At 36.9% G+C, this 15,909-nt stretch carries 17 protein-coding genes and 2 pseudogenes; 10 read left to right on the forward strand and 9 right to left on the reverse strand.

Translation table 11 applies throughout. The annotated features are described in order from the left end of the window. The 3 genes from JCM9152_RS10750 to wrbA all read left to right on the forward strand — a co-directional run. Nucleotides 1-1,173: asparagine synthetase B family protein (locus JCM9152_RS10750; protein WP_035344070.1), on the forward strand; the 1,173-nt coding region annotated here is incomplete at its 5' end. Nucleotides 1,174-1,365: 192 nt separating this feature from the next. Further along, the gene (locus JCM9152_RS10755; RefSeq protein ID WP_035344072.1) at nt 1,366-2,106 is read left to right on the forward strand and encodes an SDR family NAD(P)-dependent oxidoreductase; all 741 of its coding nucleotides are present in this window, start codon (nt 1,366-1,368) and stop codon (nt 2,104-2,106) included. A gap of 172 nt (nt 2,107-2,278) precedes the next feature. Further along, nucleotides 2,279-2,881 carry an NAD(P)H:quinone oxidoreductase gene (gene wrbA, locus JCM9152_RS10760; RefSeq protein WP_035344074.1) on the forward strand — a complete coding sequence of 201 codons (603 nt, stop codon included), beginning with the start codon at nt 2,279-2,281 and terminating at the stop codon, nt 2,879-2,881. Nucleotides 2,882-3,238: 357 nt separating this feature from the next. Here the strand turns inward: wrbA and JCM9152_RS24055 are convergent, their stop codons facing one another. Next, nucleotides 3,239-3,322: a YjcZ family sporulation protein gene (locus JCM9152_RS24055; protein ID WP_081727997.1), complete on the reverse strand. Its 84-nt coding sequence runs from the start codon at nt 3,320-3,322 to the stop codon at nt 3,239-3,241. A 164-nt stretch (nt 3,323-3,486) separates the two neighbouring features. Here JCM9152_RS24055 and JCM9152_RS10765 point away from each other — a divergent pair, with 164 nt between their 5' ends. Beyond that, a complete protein-coding gene (locus JCM9152_RS10765; RefSeq protein ID WP_035344076.1) occupies nt 3,487-3,996 on the forward strand; it encodes a PTS sugar transporter subunit IIA in 510 nt (169 codons plus the stop codon). Between the two features lie 63 nt (nt 3,997-4,059). Here JCM9152_RS10765 and JCM9152_RS10770 read toward each other — a convergent pair whose 3' ends face one another. Continuing rightward, nucleotides 4,060-5,016, reverse strand: coding sequence for a TIGR03943 family putative permease subunit (locus JCM9152_RS10770; protein ID WP_035344078.1), 957 nt, complete (start codon nt 5,014-5,016; stop codon nt 4,060-4,062). Nucleotides 5,017-5,030: 14 nt separating this feature from the next. Then, nucleotides 5,031-6,063 (reverse strand): annotated as a pseudogene (locus tag JCM9152_RS10775) (permease). Nucleotides 6,064-6,265: 202 nt separating this feature from the next. On the opposite strand from JCM9152_RS10775, the gene JCM9152_RS10780 reads away from it, so the two are divergent. Next, entirely contained in the window at nt 6,266-6,814 is a 549-nt protein-coding gene (locus JCM9152_RS10780) for a DUF2179 domain-containing protein (RefSeq protein ID WP_035344080.1), read from the forward strand. A gap of 62 nt (nt 6,815-6,876) precedes the next feature. Here JCM9152_RS10780 and JCM9152_RS10785 read toward each other — a convergent pair whose 3' ends face one another. The 4 genes and pseudogenes from JCM9152_RS10785 to JCM9152_RS10800 all read right to left on the reverse strand — a co-directional run bounded on the left by JCM9152_RS10785 (nt 6,877) and on the right by JCM9152_RS10800 (nt 10,457). Then, on the reverse strand, nt 6,877-7,146 hold the full coding sequence (locus tag JCM9152_RS10785) for a DUF2651 family protein (RefSeq protein WP_035344082.1): 270 nt from the start codon (nt 7,144-7,146) through the stop codon (nt 6,877-6,879). A 73-nt stretch (nt 7,147-7,219) separates the two neighbouring features. Next, nucleotides 7,220-9,202, reverse strand: a complete 1,983-nt coding sequence (locus tag JCM9152_RS10790) for a DUF6449 domain-containing protein (RefSeq protein WP_035344084.1) — start codon at nt 9,200-9,202, stop codon at nt 7,220-7,222. After that, nucleotides 9,177-10,075 (reverse strand): annotated as a pseudogene (locus tag JCM9152_RS10795) (ABC transporter ATP-binding protein). The gene JCM9152_RS10790 and the pseudogene JCM9152_RS10795 overlap by 26 nt, the downstream one beginning before the upstream one ends. Further along, nucleotides 10,062-10,457 carry a GntR family transcriptional regulator gene (locus tag JCM9152_RS10800; protein WP_035344086.1) on the reverse strand — a complete coding sequence of 132 codons (396 nt, stop codon included), beginning with the start codon at nt 10,455-10,457 and terminating at the stop codon, nt 10,062-10,064. Before JCM9152_RS10800 ends, JCM9152_RS10795 begins: the two are co-directional and overlap by 14 nt. Before the next feature lie 158 nt (nt 10,458-10,615). Between JCM9152_RS10800 and JCM9152_RS10805 the strand changes: the two genes are divergently transcribed. Both JCM9152_RS10805 and JCM9152_RS10810 read left to right on the forward strand, forming a co-directional pair. Continuing rightward, entirely contained in the window at nt 10,616-11,563 is a 948-nt protein-coding gene (locus JCM9152_RS10805) for a CobW family GTP-binding protein (protein ID WP_035344088.1), read from the forward strand. 55 nt (nt 11,564-11,618) lie between these two features. Then, nucleotides 11,619-12,263, forward strand: coding sequence for an SDR family oxidoreductase (locus JCM9152_RS10810; RefSeq protein WP_035344090.1), 645 nt, complete (start codon nt 11,619-11,621; stop codon nt 12,261-12,263). Between the two features lie 250 nt (nt 12,264-12,513). Here the strand turns inward: JCM9152_RS10810 and uppP are convergent, their stop codons facing one another. Then, nucleotides 12,514-13,347 carry an undecaprenyl-diphosphatase UppP gene (gene uppP, locus JCM9152_RS10815; RefSeq protein WP_035344092.1) on the reverse strand — a complete coding sequence of 278 codons (834 nt, stop codon included), beginning with the start codon at nt 13,345-13,347 and terminating at the stop codon, nt 12,514-12,516. 165 nt (nt 13,348-13,512) lie between these two features. Between uppP and JCM9152_RS10820 the strand changes: the two genes are divergently transcribed. After that, nucleotides 13,513-14,031: a TlpA disulfide reductase family protein gene (locus tag JCM9152_RS10820; protein ID WP_035344094.1), complete on the forward strand. Its 519-nt coding sequence runs from the start codon at nt 13,513-13,515 to the stop codon at nt 14,029-14,031. Nucleotides 14,032-14,101: 70 nt separating this feature from the next. Continuing rightward, the gene (locus tag JCM9152_RS10825; RefSeq protein ID WP_035344096.1) at nt 14,102-15,175 is read left to right on the forward strand and encodes a DUF3866 family protein; all 1,074 of its coding nucleotides are present in this window, start codon (nt 14,102-14,104) and stop codon (nt 15,173-15,175) included. On the opposite strand, the gene mciZ is transcribed toward JCM9152_RS10825, so the two are convergent. Continuing rightward, nucleotides 15,091-15,288, reverse strand: a complete 198-nt coding sequence (gene mciZ / locus JCM9152_RS23685) for a Z-ring formation inhibitor MciZ (protein WP_268870722.1) — start codon at nt 15,286-15,288, stop codon at nt 15,091-15,093. The genes JCM9152_RS10825 and mciZ overlap by 85 nt on opposite strands. 78 nt (nt 15,289-15,366) lie before the next feature. Between mciZ and JCM9152_RS10830 the strand changes: the two genes are divergently transcribed. Continuing rightward, nucleotides 15,367-15,909, forward strand: a complete 543-nt coding sequence (locus tag JCM9152_RS10830; RefSeq protein ID WP_035344098.1) for an NUDIX hydrolase — start codon at nt 15,367-15,369, stop codon at nt 15,907-15,909.

A 15,909-nucleotide genomic window follows, 5' to 3' on the forward strand; every position in this document is an offset into this window, starting at 1 on the left:
CTTAAAAGTAAAGAGCATTCACATACGGTTGAAGAAACAGCTGAATATATTCGATATTTATTAGAGGATATCGTAGAGAGGCAGCTAGTAGCTGATGTGCCTGTTGGGATGTTTCTTTCAGGGGGCGTTGATTCGAGTGCATTAACCGCGTTAGCAGCCAAGGTGTATGAAAAGCAAGGGAAAGGACCGATTCGTAGTTACTCTGTCGATTATGATGAAAATGATAAATATTTCCGTGCAAATGACTTTCAACCGAATGAAGATGCTCCTTGGGTGAAAGAGGTTTCGAATGCAGTAGGTACACATCATCAAAATAAAGTGATTTCTATTGAAGAGCTGGCTGTTCGCCTTAAAGAGGCTGTGCATGTTAGGGACCTTCCAGGCATGGCGGATGTCGATTCATCACTACTATGGTTTTGTCATGAGATAAAAAAGGACGTGACGGTCGGTTTATCTGGAGAATGTGCGGATGAAATCTTTGGTGGATATCCGTGGTTTCATAAGCCAGAAGTGATGTACATCGACGGCTTTCCTTGGATGAGATCTATATCGGAAAGAGAAGGGCTATTAAATGATAAATGGAAAAAAAAGCTTAACTTAAAGAAATATGTATATGATCGTTATAAGGAAACCATCAATGAGACGCCTCGATTTGAAGCAGATACGAAGGAAGAAGCGCGTAGAAGGGAAATTTCATATTTAAATATTATTTGGTTTATGACCAATTTATTGGACCGAAAAGATCGTATGAGTATGGGAGCGAGCTTAGAAGTTCGAGTACCTTTTTCGGACCATCGTTTAGTTGAATATGTGTGGAATATACCGTGGGAAATGAAGAGGTTACATGGACGTGAGAAAGGGATTTTACGAAAAGCATTAGAAGGGCTCCTCCCACATGATGTATTGTATCGGAAAAAGAGTCCTTATCCAAAAACATACCATCCACACTATACGAAAGCTGTGCATGTGGAGATGAAGAAAGTACTTGCTCAAAAGGATGTTGCTTTGTTTGAATTTATTGATAAAAATTCATTGAAAACAGTAGCTGAAAATGGGGGATTCGATCAAAATATTCCTTACTTTGGTCAGTTGATGGCAGGACCTCAGCTTCTTGCTCATTTTGTTCAAATGAATGAATGGCTAAATCACTATAACGTTCAAATAGAAGAATAATCAATTAAAAGGTTTCTTAAGCATGAGTCGCTTAGGGAACTTTTTTATTGTATAGTTAAGTTGTATTCAATAATGTAAGAAAATTCCCTCATTGACATAAATAAAAAGAGGTATTTGAAGAAGGTTTATGTCAACGGAGCAAAAGAATATGACTAAATACTAAGCGAATCTTGAAAAGAGGAGTGGGTTTCGTTGGATAAGCGTGTCGTGATTGTGACAGGAGCTGGAAAAGGAATAGGGAAGGCGATTGCGTTTGCTTATGCAAAAAAAGGTTTCCAAGTGGTTGTCGTTGATGTAAATAAGTATGATGCGATTGAAACTGTACGTTTCATTGAAGATCATAATGGAGAAGCAGAGGCCATTTATTGTGATATTAGCAATGTAAAGGATATTCAGATATTAGTGAAAAAAGTAAACAAGTCGTATGGAAGAATTGATGTGCTTATTAATAATGCTGGTATTTCAGAATTTAAATCTCCTTATGAGCTTACTGTTCATGAATGGGATCGAGTATTAAATACGAATGTTCGGGGAGCATTTTTTTGTTCGCGAGAAGTAGCGAATGTCATGAAGCGACATGGTGGAGGCTCAATTGTTAACATTGCTTCTACGAGAGCATCCATGTCTGAACCGCACTCTGAAGCGTATGCAGCTTCAAAAGGGGCGATTGTTTCTCTAACACATGCATTAGCTGCCTCTTTCCAAGACGACTTGATCCGAGTAAATGCAATTAGCCCTGGCTGGATTCATACTGGAGAAGAGGAGAGCTTACGTCAGAAAGATCATGATCAGCATTTTTCAAAAAGAGTTGGTAAACCGGAAGATATCGCAAATGTATGTTTATTTCTTACAAATGAGGGGAATGAGTTTATCAATGGAGAAACGATTATAATTGATGGAGGAATGACACGGAAGATGATGTATGAACATTAAACTTTACAAAAAAGCAACATAATTTCAATATCAAACTATTTGACATTAAATCATTATCGCGTTACAATCAAACTTGTAAAAAGGATGGATATGTTCTTTTTATAATCGTATAATTCAGTACTGTATTATATGATTTCAAATTAAATAAAAATGTATGGGGAGGAATTTTCAAATGTCAGTAAAATTAGCGGTTATTTATTACAGCTCGTCAGGTACCAATTATCAGCTTGCCAATTGGGCGAAAGAAGGCGGTCAAGCAGCAGGTGCTGAAGTGAAAGTCTTAAAAGTACCAGAACTTGCACCTCAAGCTGCGATTGACTCTAATCCAGCATGGAAAGCACATTTAGAAGAAACAGCCAATGTACCTGAGGTAACACTTGATGATCTGGAGTGGGCAGACGCGATTATATTTAGTGCTCCAACACGTTTTGGGAATGTCCCTGGTCAATTGAAGCAGTTCCTTGATACGACAGGTGGATTATGGGCTGAAGGTAAACTAGCTAATAAAGTTGTAAGTGCAATGTCGTCAGCAATGAATCCACATGGTGGTCAAGAGAAAACGATTCAAGCTATTTATACGACAATGTATCATTGGGGGGCGATTATTGCGGCGCCTGGTTATACAGATCCGGTGACATTTGCAGCTGGAGGTAACCCTTATGGTACGAGTGTTACGGTTACACAAGATGGCAAATTGGTTGAAGATGTTCAAGAAGCAGTGAAATACCAAGCGAAACGTACAGTCGATGTAGCGAAAGCATTACAGTCTTTATAAGAAAAAACATAACAAGACAACGAGACAATTCAATTGTCTCGTTGTTCAGCTTGTCGATCGACAAGCTTTTTTGTTTAGAGATTTGCCACGATACAGATCTTCGAGCCCGCTACCGGGATAGGGGGCACGCTTTTTGACAAAGAACGTCCAAGTATTGATCTGGTCGCTTTAGTGAAATGGGTGTTTATTGAACACACCAACTGGCATTGAAGAAACAAACCTATCATCATCCAAAACGCCTTTGAGAGTCAGTTCTCAAAGGCATTTTATCTTTTTTTAAAAGATACTTATAAAGTGTTTAGAGACTTAATCAAGTTGGGGGTAAGTGAATTTAGAGAAAAACCGCGCAGCGGTTTTTTAGCAAACATATGCAGAGCCAACGATAACCAAGAGGATGAATAAAACGACAATTAACGTAAACCCGTTATAACCGTGACCCATTGTCCTCAGCTCCTTTCTTTACTTCTCTATAGTCTATGTCAAATAAAAAATGATGAATAGGCAACAGCTGAAAAAAATGAAGAACGATGGAGAATTGTACGTTTTGCTATTCTGATAAAGGGTATAGTAAGAGTAACTTGAACGCATGAAGGAGTGCACGAGAAATGCTAAAGAAATTGTTTGGAAAAAAAGAACGAACGAAGCCTACTGAAGAACAGATTTATAGCCCATTAACAGGCACATTAATTCCGATTGAAGAGGTGCCAGACCCTACTTTTAGTGAGAAAATGATGGGAGATGGATTTGCTGTTGCTCCAACTGAGGGTAAAGTTGTAGCCCCTGTCGATGGAGATGTTATACAAGTATTCCCAACTAAACACGCGATAGGAATGAAAACAGCAGGTGACTTAGAGATACTTATTCACATTGGCTTGGATACGGTTAATTTAGGAGGAGAAGGATTTATTACACATGTGAAGGAAGGAGATCACGTCAAAAGAGGGGATGTACTTGTCGAGTTTGATATCGATGTGATTAAAAAGAAGGCAACGAGTTCGATTACTCCTGTTGTCGTTACGAATGTGGAAAAAATAGCGCAAATGAGTAAGGAGTCGCATATAGATGTCATTGGGGGAGAAACAGAGGTCTTAACGGTCTCAATCGAAACATCTTGAAAAATATGATTATCATTAGGCCACTGAAAAGGTGTAAGTTTCAGCGGCCTAAAAGAAATGGTTTTAAAAACTAAACCGAGGGTATACATAAGGGCTATCCGGTGCTTCGACAATTTCAAAACCACGTAACATGACTTGTGGAATACGCATCTCACCATACGTACTTTCTCCAATAATGCCACTTACACGTACCCAAGTATCATTATCTAGTTCAAGAGGTTCATCTGAACGAACCATCGTTCCGTAAACGGAGGCATCGGCAATACAGCATGTCATTCCAAATCGGGCTACGACAAATTGGTCATCGTCAAAATCACCTTCTTGAAAAACAAACCCGACCATTTCAATTGATTTTCCAATGAAATCATTTAAATGTAGGTCAAGAATCGTCATGACATCTAAGTAATTCTCTTCAGTTACAATAACCGTTTCTTCTTCTAATAGTTCTGAAGCAAGCTCGCTGTAATATTGATTATACCCTTCTTCGGTGTAAAATTCTTCATTAGAAATGGAATCTGCTGCTTCCTGGTTTTCTAATTCAGCATAGTAGGCCTCAGGGTCATCAAGAAATGCTTCTGCTCGTGAAGTTGATGAAGAATTTGCAGTCTCTTGGGCAACTGGAGTCGTCTCGACTAAACCAGAACCAAATTGAACACCACGATTCGCTGCGACTGAGCTGTCTAATAAACGATCTGGCAAGACGAATCCTAATACAATTGGAGTGATGAAAATCGTATAAATAAGCAGCTTCACAAAAAACGGTCCTTGTACAGAGTGGTCAGTACCGCAATCACAAAGTTGTTCCTCTTCTTGTCCTTTTTTGGTACTTCGAATAATTTGAAGAATACCAAGTATTAAGAAGACGGCAGTGGCGAAATAAATAAAAGGAAACATGGTCGGTGCGATGTAATACGTAATGTTACCTGTCATTAAGAATGCGAGCATAAGTAAAGCAAAGCCTATTAGAATAATTCCACGAATATAGGCGTGGAATCCAGTATCAGATTGATTATTATCCATTTAAAGCACCTTCCTTACAAGATTTGGAGATATTGTAGTGCAATCATTGCGGCGAATACAACAACTGTAACGACACTCATAAAGATCACGACAAAGCGTACTTTGAAAAAGGCAAACAGCATAAACGTATTTTTTAAATCAAGCATAGGTCCATAAACTAAAAAGGCAACTAACGAGCCTGTAGAGAATGTATTGTTAAATGATGCAGCGACAAACGCATCAGCTTCAGAGCAAAGCGAGATTAAAAAGGCAAATCCCATCATGACTGCTGTCGAACTCCATTCGTTAGTTCCGATAGCTAGAAGGAATTCACGGTCAAGTAATGTTTGGAATAAAGAAGCGACAAAGGCTCCCATTATTAAGTATTTACCCATTAAGAAAAACTCATCAGCTGCATGATACATCGTTTGTTTCATACGATTCATCTTTCTAGGAGTGATAGGGTCTACTACCACTTGTCGACCGACAAGCTCTTCCTTTGTCCAGCGCAGTTGGTCTTTATTTTTGAAGATGATATATAAAATCGCTCCAATGATAATAGAAAGAATAAAGGCTAATCCCATTCGTGCATAGAGAACAGATAGATCTGTTCGGAATGCAAAAAAGGTTGAAGCAGCAACTATCGGATTCAAAATAGGTGCAGCTACTAGGAAAACAACTCCAACGTGAAGGGGCATCCCTTTTTTAATTAAACGTCTTACAATTGGAACGATCGCACATTCACAAATGGGGAAGATCGCCCCCATAATTGCTGCTGGTAAAAGGGCCGCATAAGCATTCTTAGGTAAATAACGATGAATAAATTCTTCTTTCACATAGATTTGGATCAACTGAAACGAAAACGCCTAATAGAATAAATGGAATAGCTTCCAAGACAATACTTAGGAAGTTCATATGTATGAGCAACCATGTATCAGGAACCGTTATGCCAGCTTGTTCATTTTTAAAAGAATCTATATTAAAAAAGAGAATAAGGAACAAAATAAGGAGAATAAATCCACTTAAGTCCTTAGCGAAACCTAGAAGGGTTCCTTTTAATGATTTCATAGTAATGAGCTCCTTCTAATAGAAACATAGTAGAAATAATTCTAACATATAACTTTTTTTTTGGGGATAATTCTTTTAAAATGTCATCAAGTTGAAAACATACTTGAAATATTTCCAAAAAAATATCATCAATTTAGCTAGCTTGATTAAGAAAATCCTGTTAGACTACGTAAGTTGAACTTAATAGAAGAGGTGAGATTTCATGCTACAAGCGATTATTATTTTCATCGCGCAGCTTCTTTTCGTTCCAGTTCTTACATTAAGAACAATCATGATGGTCAAGGGAATGAAAGAAAAAGCTGCAGCACTTGGCATATTAGAAGGATTTATTTATGTTATCGCACTTGGAATTGTTTTTAGTGATTTATCAAATTATTTAAATATGGCATCCTATGCAATAGGGTTTGGCGTAGGATTATATATAGGGCAAATTATTGAACAAAAGCTAGCAATTGGTTATGTTACGATTGAGGTTAACATTATGAATAAAAATGATGAGCTAACGAAACATCTTCGAGATGAAGGGTTTAGCGTTTCTTCAGCTGAAGTGGAAGGAATGAATAACGCTCGACGATATCGTTTAGATTGTACAGCAAGAAGGGATCGCGAAGAAGAGTTCATTAAGATTGTGAGTACGTATGAACCGAGTGCTTTTGTTGTATCCTATGAGCCTCGTAATTTCCGAGGAGGGTACATTACGAAAGCAATGAAGAAAAGAAGAAAACAGAAGGAAGCGATAAAAGCACAATAAAAATAATGGATCAGTAAGGATAACGGTCTCCGTACTGATCCATTTTTATTATTGTTCAACTCTTATAGTGACGTCGATGTTTGTCGATGCTTTCGTAGATGCCATACTAACAAAGAGATAAATAAAGATAGAAACGTATAGAATATGGACCATCCAAAAAATATGTTCCAACCAATCGAATAATTCATTGAAATAAAAATGGTCGGTAAATTAAAAAGAATAAATATGATCATCGGTGCAGCAAATAGGTCATCATATTTCCATGCAAATACAAGAGAAAGAATGATTGTCATCATTGGAGCAACCATTACATATAATAGAAGTTCCCACATGATGATACCTCCTTCCTAAGTAAGAATTTTGAACCACTCTAAAAGGATATTCGCGGAGTGTTTCAAATATGAATTAATTTATATACTTTTGCCCCTCCTGCTCATTAAGAAAGAACACTTCTTCTAACACCTTATTCTCAGAAAACAAAACGACATAATAAGAGCTGTGAGCATAAGGATGTATATCGCGGAGTAGCTTGTCGATTTCATCAGAAGAATCAATTTCAAAATAGTCAATGGAGAGTAAGCTTAGATCATTTTTTGATTGAATCGTGTCAAATATCTCATAAGGAAAATAGTCCCTTTTGATTACAATGGCGTGATGAATATGCTCGGATGTCAATCGGCTTTGTGATTGTAGCTCATTCTCCTCTAACCATTGATCAAAATGTGTGTACGATTTATTCCAAGTTAGCGACAGCATTTTTCCATTATTTAAATTGAACGTTATATCCGTTTCCCAATAGTTTGGGTTTAACGTATCATGAACCGATTCTCCTTCAATGTCTTGAATGAGGGTATCATATATACCTTGGATTTGATCTGGCTCATTAATATAGAGATAAGGTAGTTGTAAATGATATCGAATATGTCGATTATTTAGACTGATTGATTGAATATGATTTGTGTCAACGTTCATAATTGGATTGTGATTTCTTTTATATTCATTCGATTCGATAATCGGTTCAAGCCATTTTTCATAAGCGTAAGCTGGAAATGAATATTCTCTTAAGATTGTTCTGCCATTTTCTAATTGATAACCAAATGTAAAGCGTTTAGATTGGTCATCATACGTATGTGTGAAATTCATTAGGTGATTTTTGTCACGAACAAGCTGCTCATGTAAGCTTGTAAGTGCTTGAATGACTTCAGGATCTTCATAATAATGATCTTCAGGTTCTTCGCCGTCTGAAGCTTCAGTCGCTGAATAATGATACAAATAACCATATTCAGAAAAGAAGATCCGATTAACGGATTCAGCTTCTGGTATTCGGTTTTCGTAACCGGTAATGTCAAAATGAATGGCAAGCCCAATCACAAAAACAACGGCGACATATCCGATATACCCTTTCCACTTATGGAAGATTCGCCAAGACTTTTGGATAATCATTTCAGCAATGAAATAACCAATTATCGATGCGATGATATACCCAAAAAGAATCCAGCTCCAGTCACTCCCAACAGAGCCATAGTACAGTCCGCCTAGTAGCATGAAACAAAATGTTACACCGTATTTAAAAAACGGCTTTAAAGGTGAAAAAGAAATCGCTGATGTTGCCGCTTCAGCATGTCTTTTTTGATATAAAAAGTATGAGATGATAACGGCAACTAGACCGATTAGAGCATAAGCTGTTATTTCTGTCGTTGATACGTCCTCATACGTATATCTAGGTAAGACAGTAAAAGGGACCCAAGACTCATAATGATGATACATTAGTGAAAGTCCATACATGGCAAATGAAATATTATAAAGAAATAGCACAATGATACCTGCAGGAAAAACGAATAAAATATAGGTGAGTGCTCCTTGTAAAACAGAGATCCCGGTAAACATCCCGACAAAAACAGTGACATAAAACACAAAAAGATTCATGAGTATCATCATGCCAAACCATTCACTAACAGAAGATAAGGAAAGTAAGCTCGGTGCTGGAATGTACCATCCAATCATTAGTAAAATAAGAGCGATCAATACGTATGGTGTAACTAAAAAAACGGTCCCTGTTACGATTTTCTGGACGTAGAGCTGCTCTCTTCGTATCGGAAGACCATGGATAAAATCACTTGATAATTTGACTTGCATGTATCGAAATAAAAAGATCCCTAATAGTAATGGGAAAACAAATGTTAAAAAGTATAAAAAGCCATACGACACTTCAAATAATGATTCAGGAGGCACAAATGGTCTTAGTGGTGTTGCATTTGAATATTCAAATAGTAAATGAATGGGCATGGTAAATAATAAACAAATAAAGTATGCAAGTGGTAACCAGCCGATATGTCGAATATTATAATTTAAAATCCCACGATTAAACGAGAACATTTTCGATGGCATAGCCGACATCCCTCATTTCATAAATAAATATTTCTTCTAGTGTAAGTGGAAGAAGATCAAAAATGGCTGGTTGTAATTGAGTAATCTGTTTCTCAATCGTCGCTTGATTGCCTCTAACAATAAAAAGACGTACACTTCCACGCTTCTCTTCATATAGCACATCTATATTATCATTAAAAGGATGAGACACTTCTTGTTTAAAGGCTACTTGCACCTTATGAATGTCTGATTTTAGATCATCTAGTTCCTTTTCCATAATCATCTCACCACTGTACATAATTCCTACTGAATCACAAAGGTCTTCAACTTCTCGTAAATTATGAGAAGAGATAAGAATCGTCATTTCTCGTTCAGCGACGTCCTGAATAAGTAAATTTTTAATTTTTTGTCTCATGACGGCGTCCAAGCATCAAACGGTTCGTCGAGTATAAGTATATTTGGCATTGTTGATAAACTAAGCCAAAAAGAGACTTGTCTTTGCATTCCTTTGGACAATTGGTGAACCTTCTTTTTGATGTCAATGTTAAATACATGACGAAGTTGTTGAAAACGCTCTTCATTCCAATGCTCATACATATGTGAGTAGAACTGAGCAGCTTGTTTAATCGTCGTATTGGGAAAGAAGTACAAATGGTCGGCAATAAAAATAAGCCGTTGTTTTAATTCATTGTTTTCATAAATAGGCTGATTATTTATATAGACGGAGCCAGTATTTTGCTTGTATATGCCGGAGATGATTTTAAGCAATGTTGTTTTCCCTGCACCGTTTGAACCGAGTAAACCATAAATCGATCCTTTTTGAACAGTTAACGTAACGTCCTTGACCGCTTCAAACTTTTCGTATTTTTTATGAAGATGTTTAATCTCGATCATGAAGATCGCCTCCCTTGAGTGACTGTTCGGCATCGTTAATTAATGATACAAGCTCATCTTTATTTATTCCTAAATAAAGTGCTTCAGTTATAAGCTTAATAATCTCTTGCTTCATTTTTTTCACCTTTTCATCATTAATCGTTTCCGTTTTAGGGGCAACAAATTTTCCTTTTCCAGGTATAGAGTATATATAACCTTGATGCTCAAGCTCGTTATATGCTTTTTGGATTGTATTTGGATTAATGGTTAATTCTTGAGCTAACATTCGGACAGAAGGTAATTGTTCATCTGCCTGATAAACTTCTTGCATAATTAATTCCTTTAATTTATTGACAAGCTGTTCATAAATAGGCTTTCGACTACGAATATCTAATTGAAACATAAAGTCCTCCTTTCCTTTTCGTTACACCGAGATGTTTAACTGTATTAATTATAATAATACAGTTAGTAAATCTATGCAACAAAAATTTAAATCGAAACAGTTCTCGTTTGAGCGCGTGATAGAACTATGCTAATTTAATAAGAAGGGAGGGAAATGTCATGAGTAAATCAATTTCGACCTACATTCTAACAGGCTTCTTAGGAAGTGGAAAAACAACACTATTAAAACGCATGGTTGAGAAAGTGAAGGATGATGGATTAACTCCAGCCATTTTATTGAATGAACTTGGATCAGAAAATGTTGAAAAGCAGCTGTTCAAGGACGAAGAATTGATTGAGATGTTGGATGGTTGTATTTGTTGTACAATTCAAGACGACATGAGATTAGAAATAGAACAACTTGTAACAAATCGTCAAGATATTGATGTATTGTTCATTGAAGGGACTGGTATTGCTAACCCTATTGAAATTGTGGAAGCACTAGCTCATCCTAACGTCATTCATTATGTCGATGTTCACCAAGTGATAGGAGCAGTTGATGCAAGTCGTTATTTGGAGTTTCAAAGTATATTTCAAAGTTCTAAAGAAATAAGAGAAATGTTAAAGGATCAAATACGTACGAGTAGCTTAATTATTTTGAATAAAATCGATTTAATCGATGAAAAAGAGAAAGAAAAAGTAAAAAATCGGATACAAAAATTGAAACAAGAGCAAGTCGAAATAATAGAAGCGACATATGGACAAGTGTCATTAGAACGGTTATTTGAGAAGCGATACACAGTAATGAAATCAAGTAGCCATGATGTGAACGATTTAAACCATCATCACCACCATCATGATCATCCATTTCAAGCGGTAAATATAACAGACATTCCACCATTAAATAAAGTTATGCTTGAAAGTTGGTTAAAAAAGCAATCGGTATTATTACGAGCAAAAGGGTATTTGTATGTGGAGGATGATCCAACTTTGTATAGTTGCCAGTATTCATCAGGGCGTATGCAGTTAACGGCTGTAGATCAATCATTCGAACCATGTCTTATATTAATTGGGTCAGGCTTAAACGAAGAGCTCGTTGACCAATTTAAAAAAACGTTTCATGTTTAAGTTGGAAAAATGAAGGGAAAAGCTGAAAGAATGCTATTTATGAAGGAGAGATTAGATGAATGTACTAGTAGTTGGTGCAAATGGACAAGTAGCAAGACATACTTTAACGAAACTATCAGAAAAAGGCTATCGTCCTATTGCGATGATTCGTGATGAGGAACAAGCAAATGAATTAAAGCAACTAGGTGCAGTTGAAACAATGGTCGGAGATTTAGAGCAAAACATCGATCATTTGTTTACGATTCATCAGATTGATGCAGTTGTATTTGCTGCCGGTTCTGGTGGCCACACAGGTGCTGATAAAACGATATTGATTGATTTATGGGGAGCGATTAAGGTCATTGATACGGCAGAAAAATATGGAGTTAAGCGATTCGTGATGCTAAGCTCTATGGGAACCGTTGATCCTGATAAAAGTGACCGAATTCGTCATTATTTAGTGGCGAAAAAGCTAGCTGATGAACACTTGATGCGCTCAAGTTTAACCTATACGATTGTTCGTCCGGGAAGCTTAGTGAATGAACCTGCTCAAGGAAAGATAAAGTTAGAGGAAGAAATAAAGGTTCGTGATAATACGATCACAAGAGAAGATGTAGCGATTGTGTTAGCTGATGTCATTGAAAGAGAGAATACATTTGGTCAAACATTCGAAATTCTTAATGGCGATACGGTTATTCAAAATGCATTAGATAACGTGTAGATTTGTTTTTAACAATATAAACAAAGAAGTCTTAAAGGTCTTAGTTAAACCTTGAGACTTCTTTTTAAAAATCAGAATTTATAAAATTTATGGGAGGGAAAGGAAGTATGAGGCGAATCGAAGTAGCTAGAGCGTTGGCTTCGCTCGTTTCGCGTTTTTATGAAAGAACCCCACTTTCATAAAAGCTGAAACCCGTTGTAACGGCTCTTCACAACGCAATTTAGAAAAGACGCTGTCGCGTTTTTCTTAATCAAACTTCCATAATCGTATCTGGAGATAAGTAGAAATAGACAAATATGGCAGCAATAAAGCAATAAATGGCAAAGTAAATTAATTTACTCTTCTTCAAGAAGCCGATTAGCCATACGATTCCGATCCAAGAAAAAATAAATGTAACGATAAAGGCGATCATTAGCGGTACAATGCCGATGTCCGCTACTAATGAGCCTTGTGTAAAATCGCCGATCGCTAAAACGGTCGATCCAAGAATAACTGGAATGGAGAGTAAGAAAGAGTAGCGAACAGCCGTATCGCGGTTTAAACCGATAAATAATGCTGTTATTAACGTTGCACCAGAACGAGAGATGCCTGGAATTACAGCTAACGTTTGTCCTAAACCAACAATAATTGAATCTATGAAAGTCATTTGATCTTCTTTTCGATTTCCATAGCGTACAAATCGTTCAATAATAATGAGAAAGATACCTGTTATCGTTAAGGAAACAGCGATAAATGCAGGTGTTTTGAGTGAGTCACCGATTGAGTCTTCAAGTAGCATCCCAAGTATTCCAGTGATACCAGTTGCAACCACGATGTAAATCGCAAAGAAGAATTGAGTTCGGTTTTCTTTACTTTTATTTGTGAAATATTGAAAGAAGCCAACAATCACTTCGATTAAATCACGTCTAAAATAAATAACTACAGCAAGAATGGATGCTAGGTGGAGAAAGATTTCAAAAGAAAGACCTGGAAATTGATAGTTAAAAACCATTTGCGTAATGATAATATGAGCAGTACTTGAAATTGGAAGGAATTCCGTAATTCCTTGTACAATTCCAAAAATAATCGCTTCGATGATAGACATATGAACCGTCCTTTCAAACTAGGAATATTTTTATTGAACTGTTTTATTCTAGCAAACTTTTGATTGTTCGAAAAGAATTCTTTTAATTGACATATGTGTTCGTTGCTATTGAAGCTTGTTCCTTCTTATAATGACATTAGATGATTGAATAACGGAGGAATTACGATGAAAAAACTAAGAACGAAAATGATACTAGGAGCTTGTGTCATACTAGCTATAGCGGTAATCGTTTTTGCTGATCGCCAGCAGTATGGTAATGAAAAAGGATTGGTCATGGAAGATTTTCAGTTACCTATGTATGAACAGGATGAAGGTCAACTTTACGATTACCAAGGTGATGTCATCGTTCTAAATTTATGGGCATCTTGGTGTGAACCGTGCCGCGATGAAATGCCAGCATTAATGGAGCTACAAAATGATTACGTTGAAAAGGGCTTATCGATAGTAACAGTCAACATGCAAACGACAGAACGAACCTTGAATGACGCTCATCAATTTATTGAAGAGATTGATTTAACATTACCTGTTTTCTTTGATGAGGATGGCGAGCTGCTAGAACGATTACGAGCAAAGTATGGAATGCCAATTACATATGTCATTGATAGAGAGGGAGAAATTACGGAAGTTTTCTTAGGTGAGGTTACTTATGAAATGATCGAAGAAGAAATCGAGCCTCTCTTATAAATGAATAACATATAATGTGAAAATAAAGGGATACTACAGGATATATTAGGACGTTAAAGGCGTGAAAAGGATGTACAGAGAAATAGAAGTAACGGTCCAAGCGATTTCTTTTGAAGATGACCATATTCAAAAGCTCAGAACTGATAAAGGCGCTAAACAGGCAATCCTTTATAAGCGTTTTTGTTCCGAAGCAGCTGTAGGTGATATAGTCATCGTTAATGTGACGGCAACGGATTTACAATTAGGAACAGGTGGTTGGGATATTGTCGTTTCTCATCGGCATAAAGCTTTGCATTGGAAAGCTGAAAATGAAGGACATATAATGAAAGCTCGCTATACGCCTTGTCAGCACAGTGTTCAAACAATTGAATCTCAGGAGAGTGACTTTCATGCCCTATTTCAAAAGTCTTTTTCCTTAGCAGGACTACCTGTATTTTTGGCTGAGCTACATAGTATGATTCCTCTTGCCTTTTCTCTACTTAAAGTCAAATATCCGAAAAAGAGATTGTGTGTCATTATTGACGACCAGGCTTCCTTGCCGTTATTTATAAGTGATCAATTACGCGAAATTAAAAAAACTCATACACTTATAACGATAACGGTAGGACAGGCGTTTGGTGGGGATTATGAGGCCATTACAGTAGCCTCTGCTCTCCAGTTTGCTTACAATGTGCTCGAGGTTGATTGTTTACTGATTTCAGTTGGTCCAGGTGTTGTTGGTAGTGGTAGCTATTATGGTTTTGCTGGTATGATACAAGCGCATTGGTCTCATATCGTAAGTGCATTACAAGGGAGGCCAATTTGGATCCCGAGAATTTCGTTTATCGATAAACGAAGTCGACACTTTGGCTTAAGTCATCATACGTTAACGACGCTATGTGAATTTACATTTAAGCCAGCTAGTATTCCATTCCCATTTATGGACCAAGAGAAATTAAAGATTATTAAGGCGCAATTAGTTGAAAGAGAGCCATATGCGAGCGATCACCATATCTATTTTTCTTCGGTTCGAGTAGATGAGTGGGTTGAAGAAGCGCTTAAGGCTTCACCTTTACCGATTCAATCTATGGGCAAGACTTTTGCTGAAGACCCCCACTTTTTTTGTGCTGTGGCAGAAGCCTTAAGATTCGGCTTAGAATCATAACGGCTGTTAATATAATGCTCTACCGTTTCAAAGGAATGTTGTAATTGTTTTAACTTGGCACGTACTTCCCACACTTTCCCTGTTATTGTTAGCCCTTTATTGTGAATATACATTTTCAACGATCCAGTCACATCCTTTCTTATGGTACACTTTTATGTGGAGCGTCACAGAAAAAGAACTGGAGGAGAGACATGGATCATTTAAATGAAAAAACGATCAAAACGACCGAGATTTATAAAGGAAAAATAATTGATCTACAGCTTGAAGAGGTAGAATTACCGGATGGACGTACTAGTATAAGAGAAGTTATCAAACATCCGGGCGCTGTTGCTGTATTACCAATCAAAGAGGATGGAAAACTTGTTTTAGTGAGACAATATCGAAAAGCTTTGCAAAAGTCGATTATAGAGATTCCAGCAGGCAAGCTAGAAGAAAATGAGGAGCCGAAGTTAGCTGCTATGAGAGAATTAGAAGAAGAAACAGGATATAAGACTAATTCTTTAACGTTTATTGGCTCCTTTTACACTTCACCTGGGTTTGCTGACGAATTAATTCATCTGTATGTTACAAGAGACCTTGAAGTGGGGCAAAGTCAAACAGATGAGGATGAATTCATTGATGTGTTGGAAATTGATTTACAAGAGGCTGAGAAACTAATAGAAGAGCAAAAAATCCATGATGCTAAAACGATGTACGCGATTCAATATGCAAGGTTGTATGAAAAGAAAGGATGA

Origin of the sequence: Halalkalibacter hemicellulosilyticusJCM 9152 (assembly GCF_000513115.1) — a bacterium.
GTDB classification, from domain to species: Bacteria; Bacillota; Bacilli; order Bacillales; family Bacillaceae_D; genus Halalkalibacter; species Halalkalibacter hemicellulosilyticus.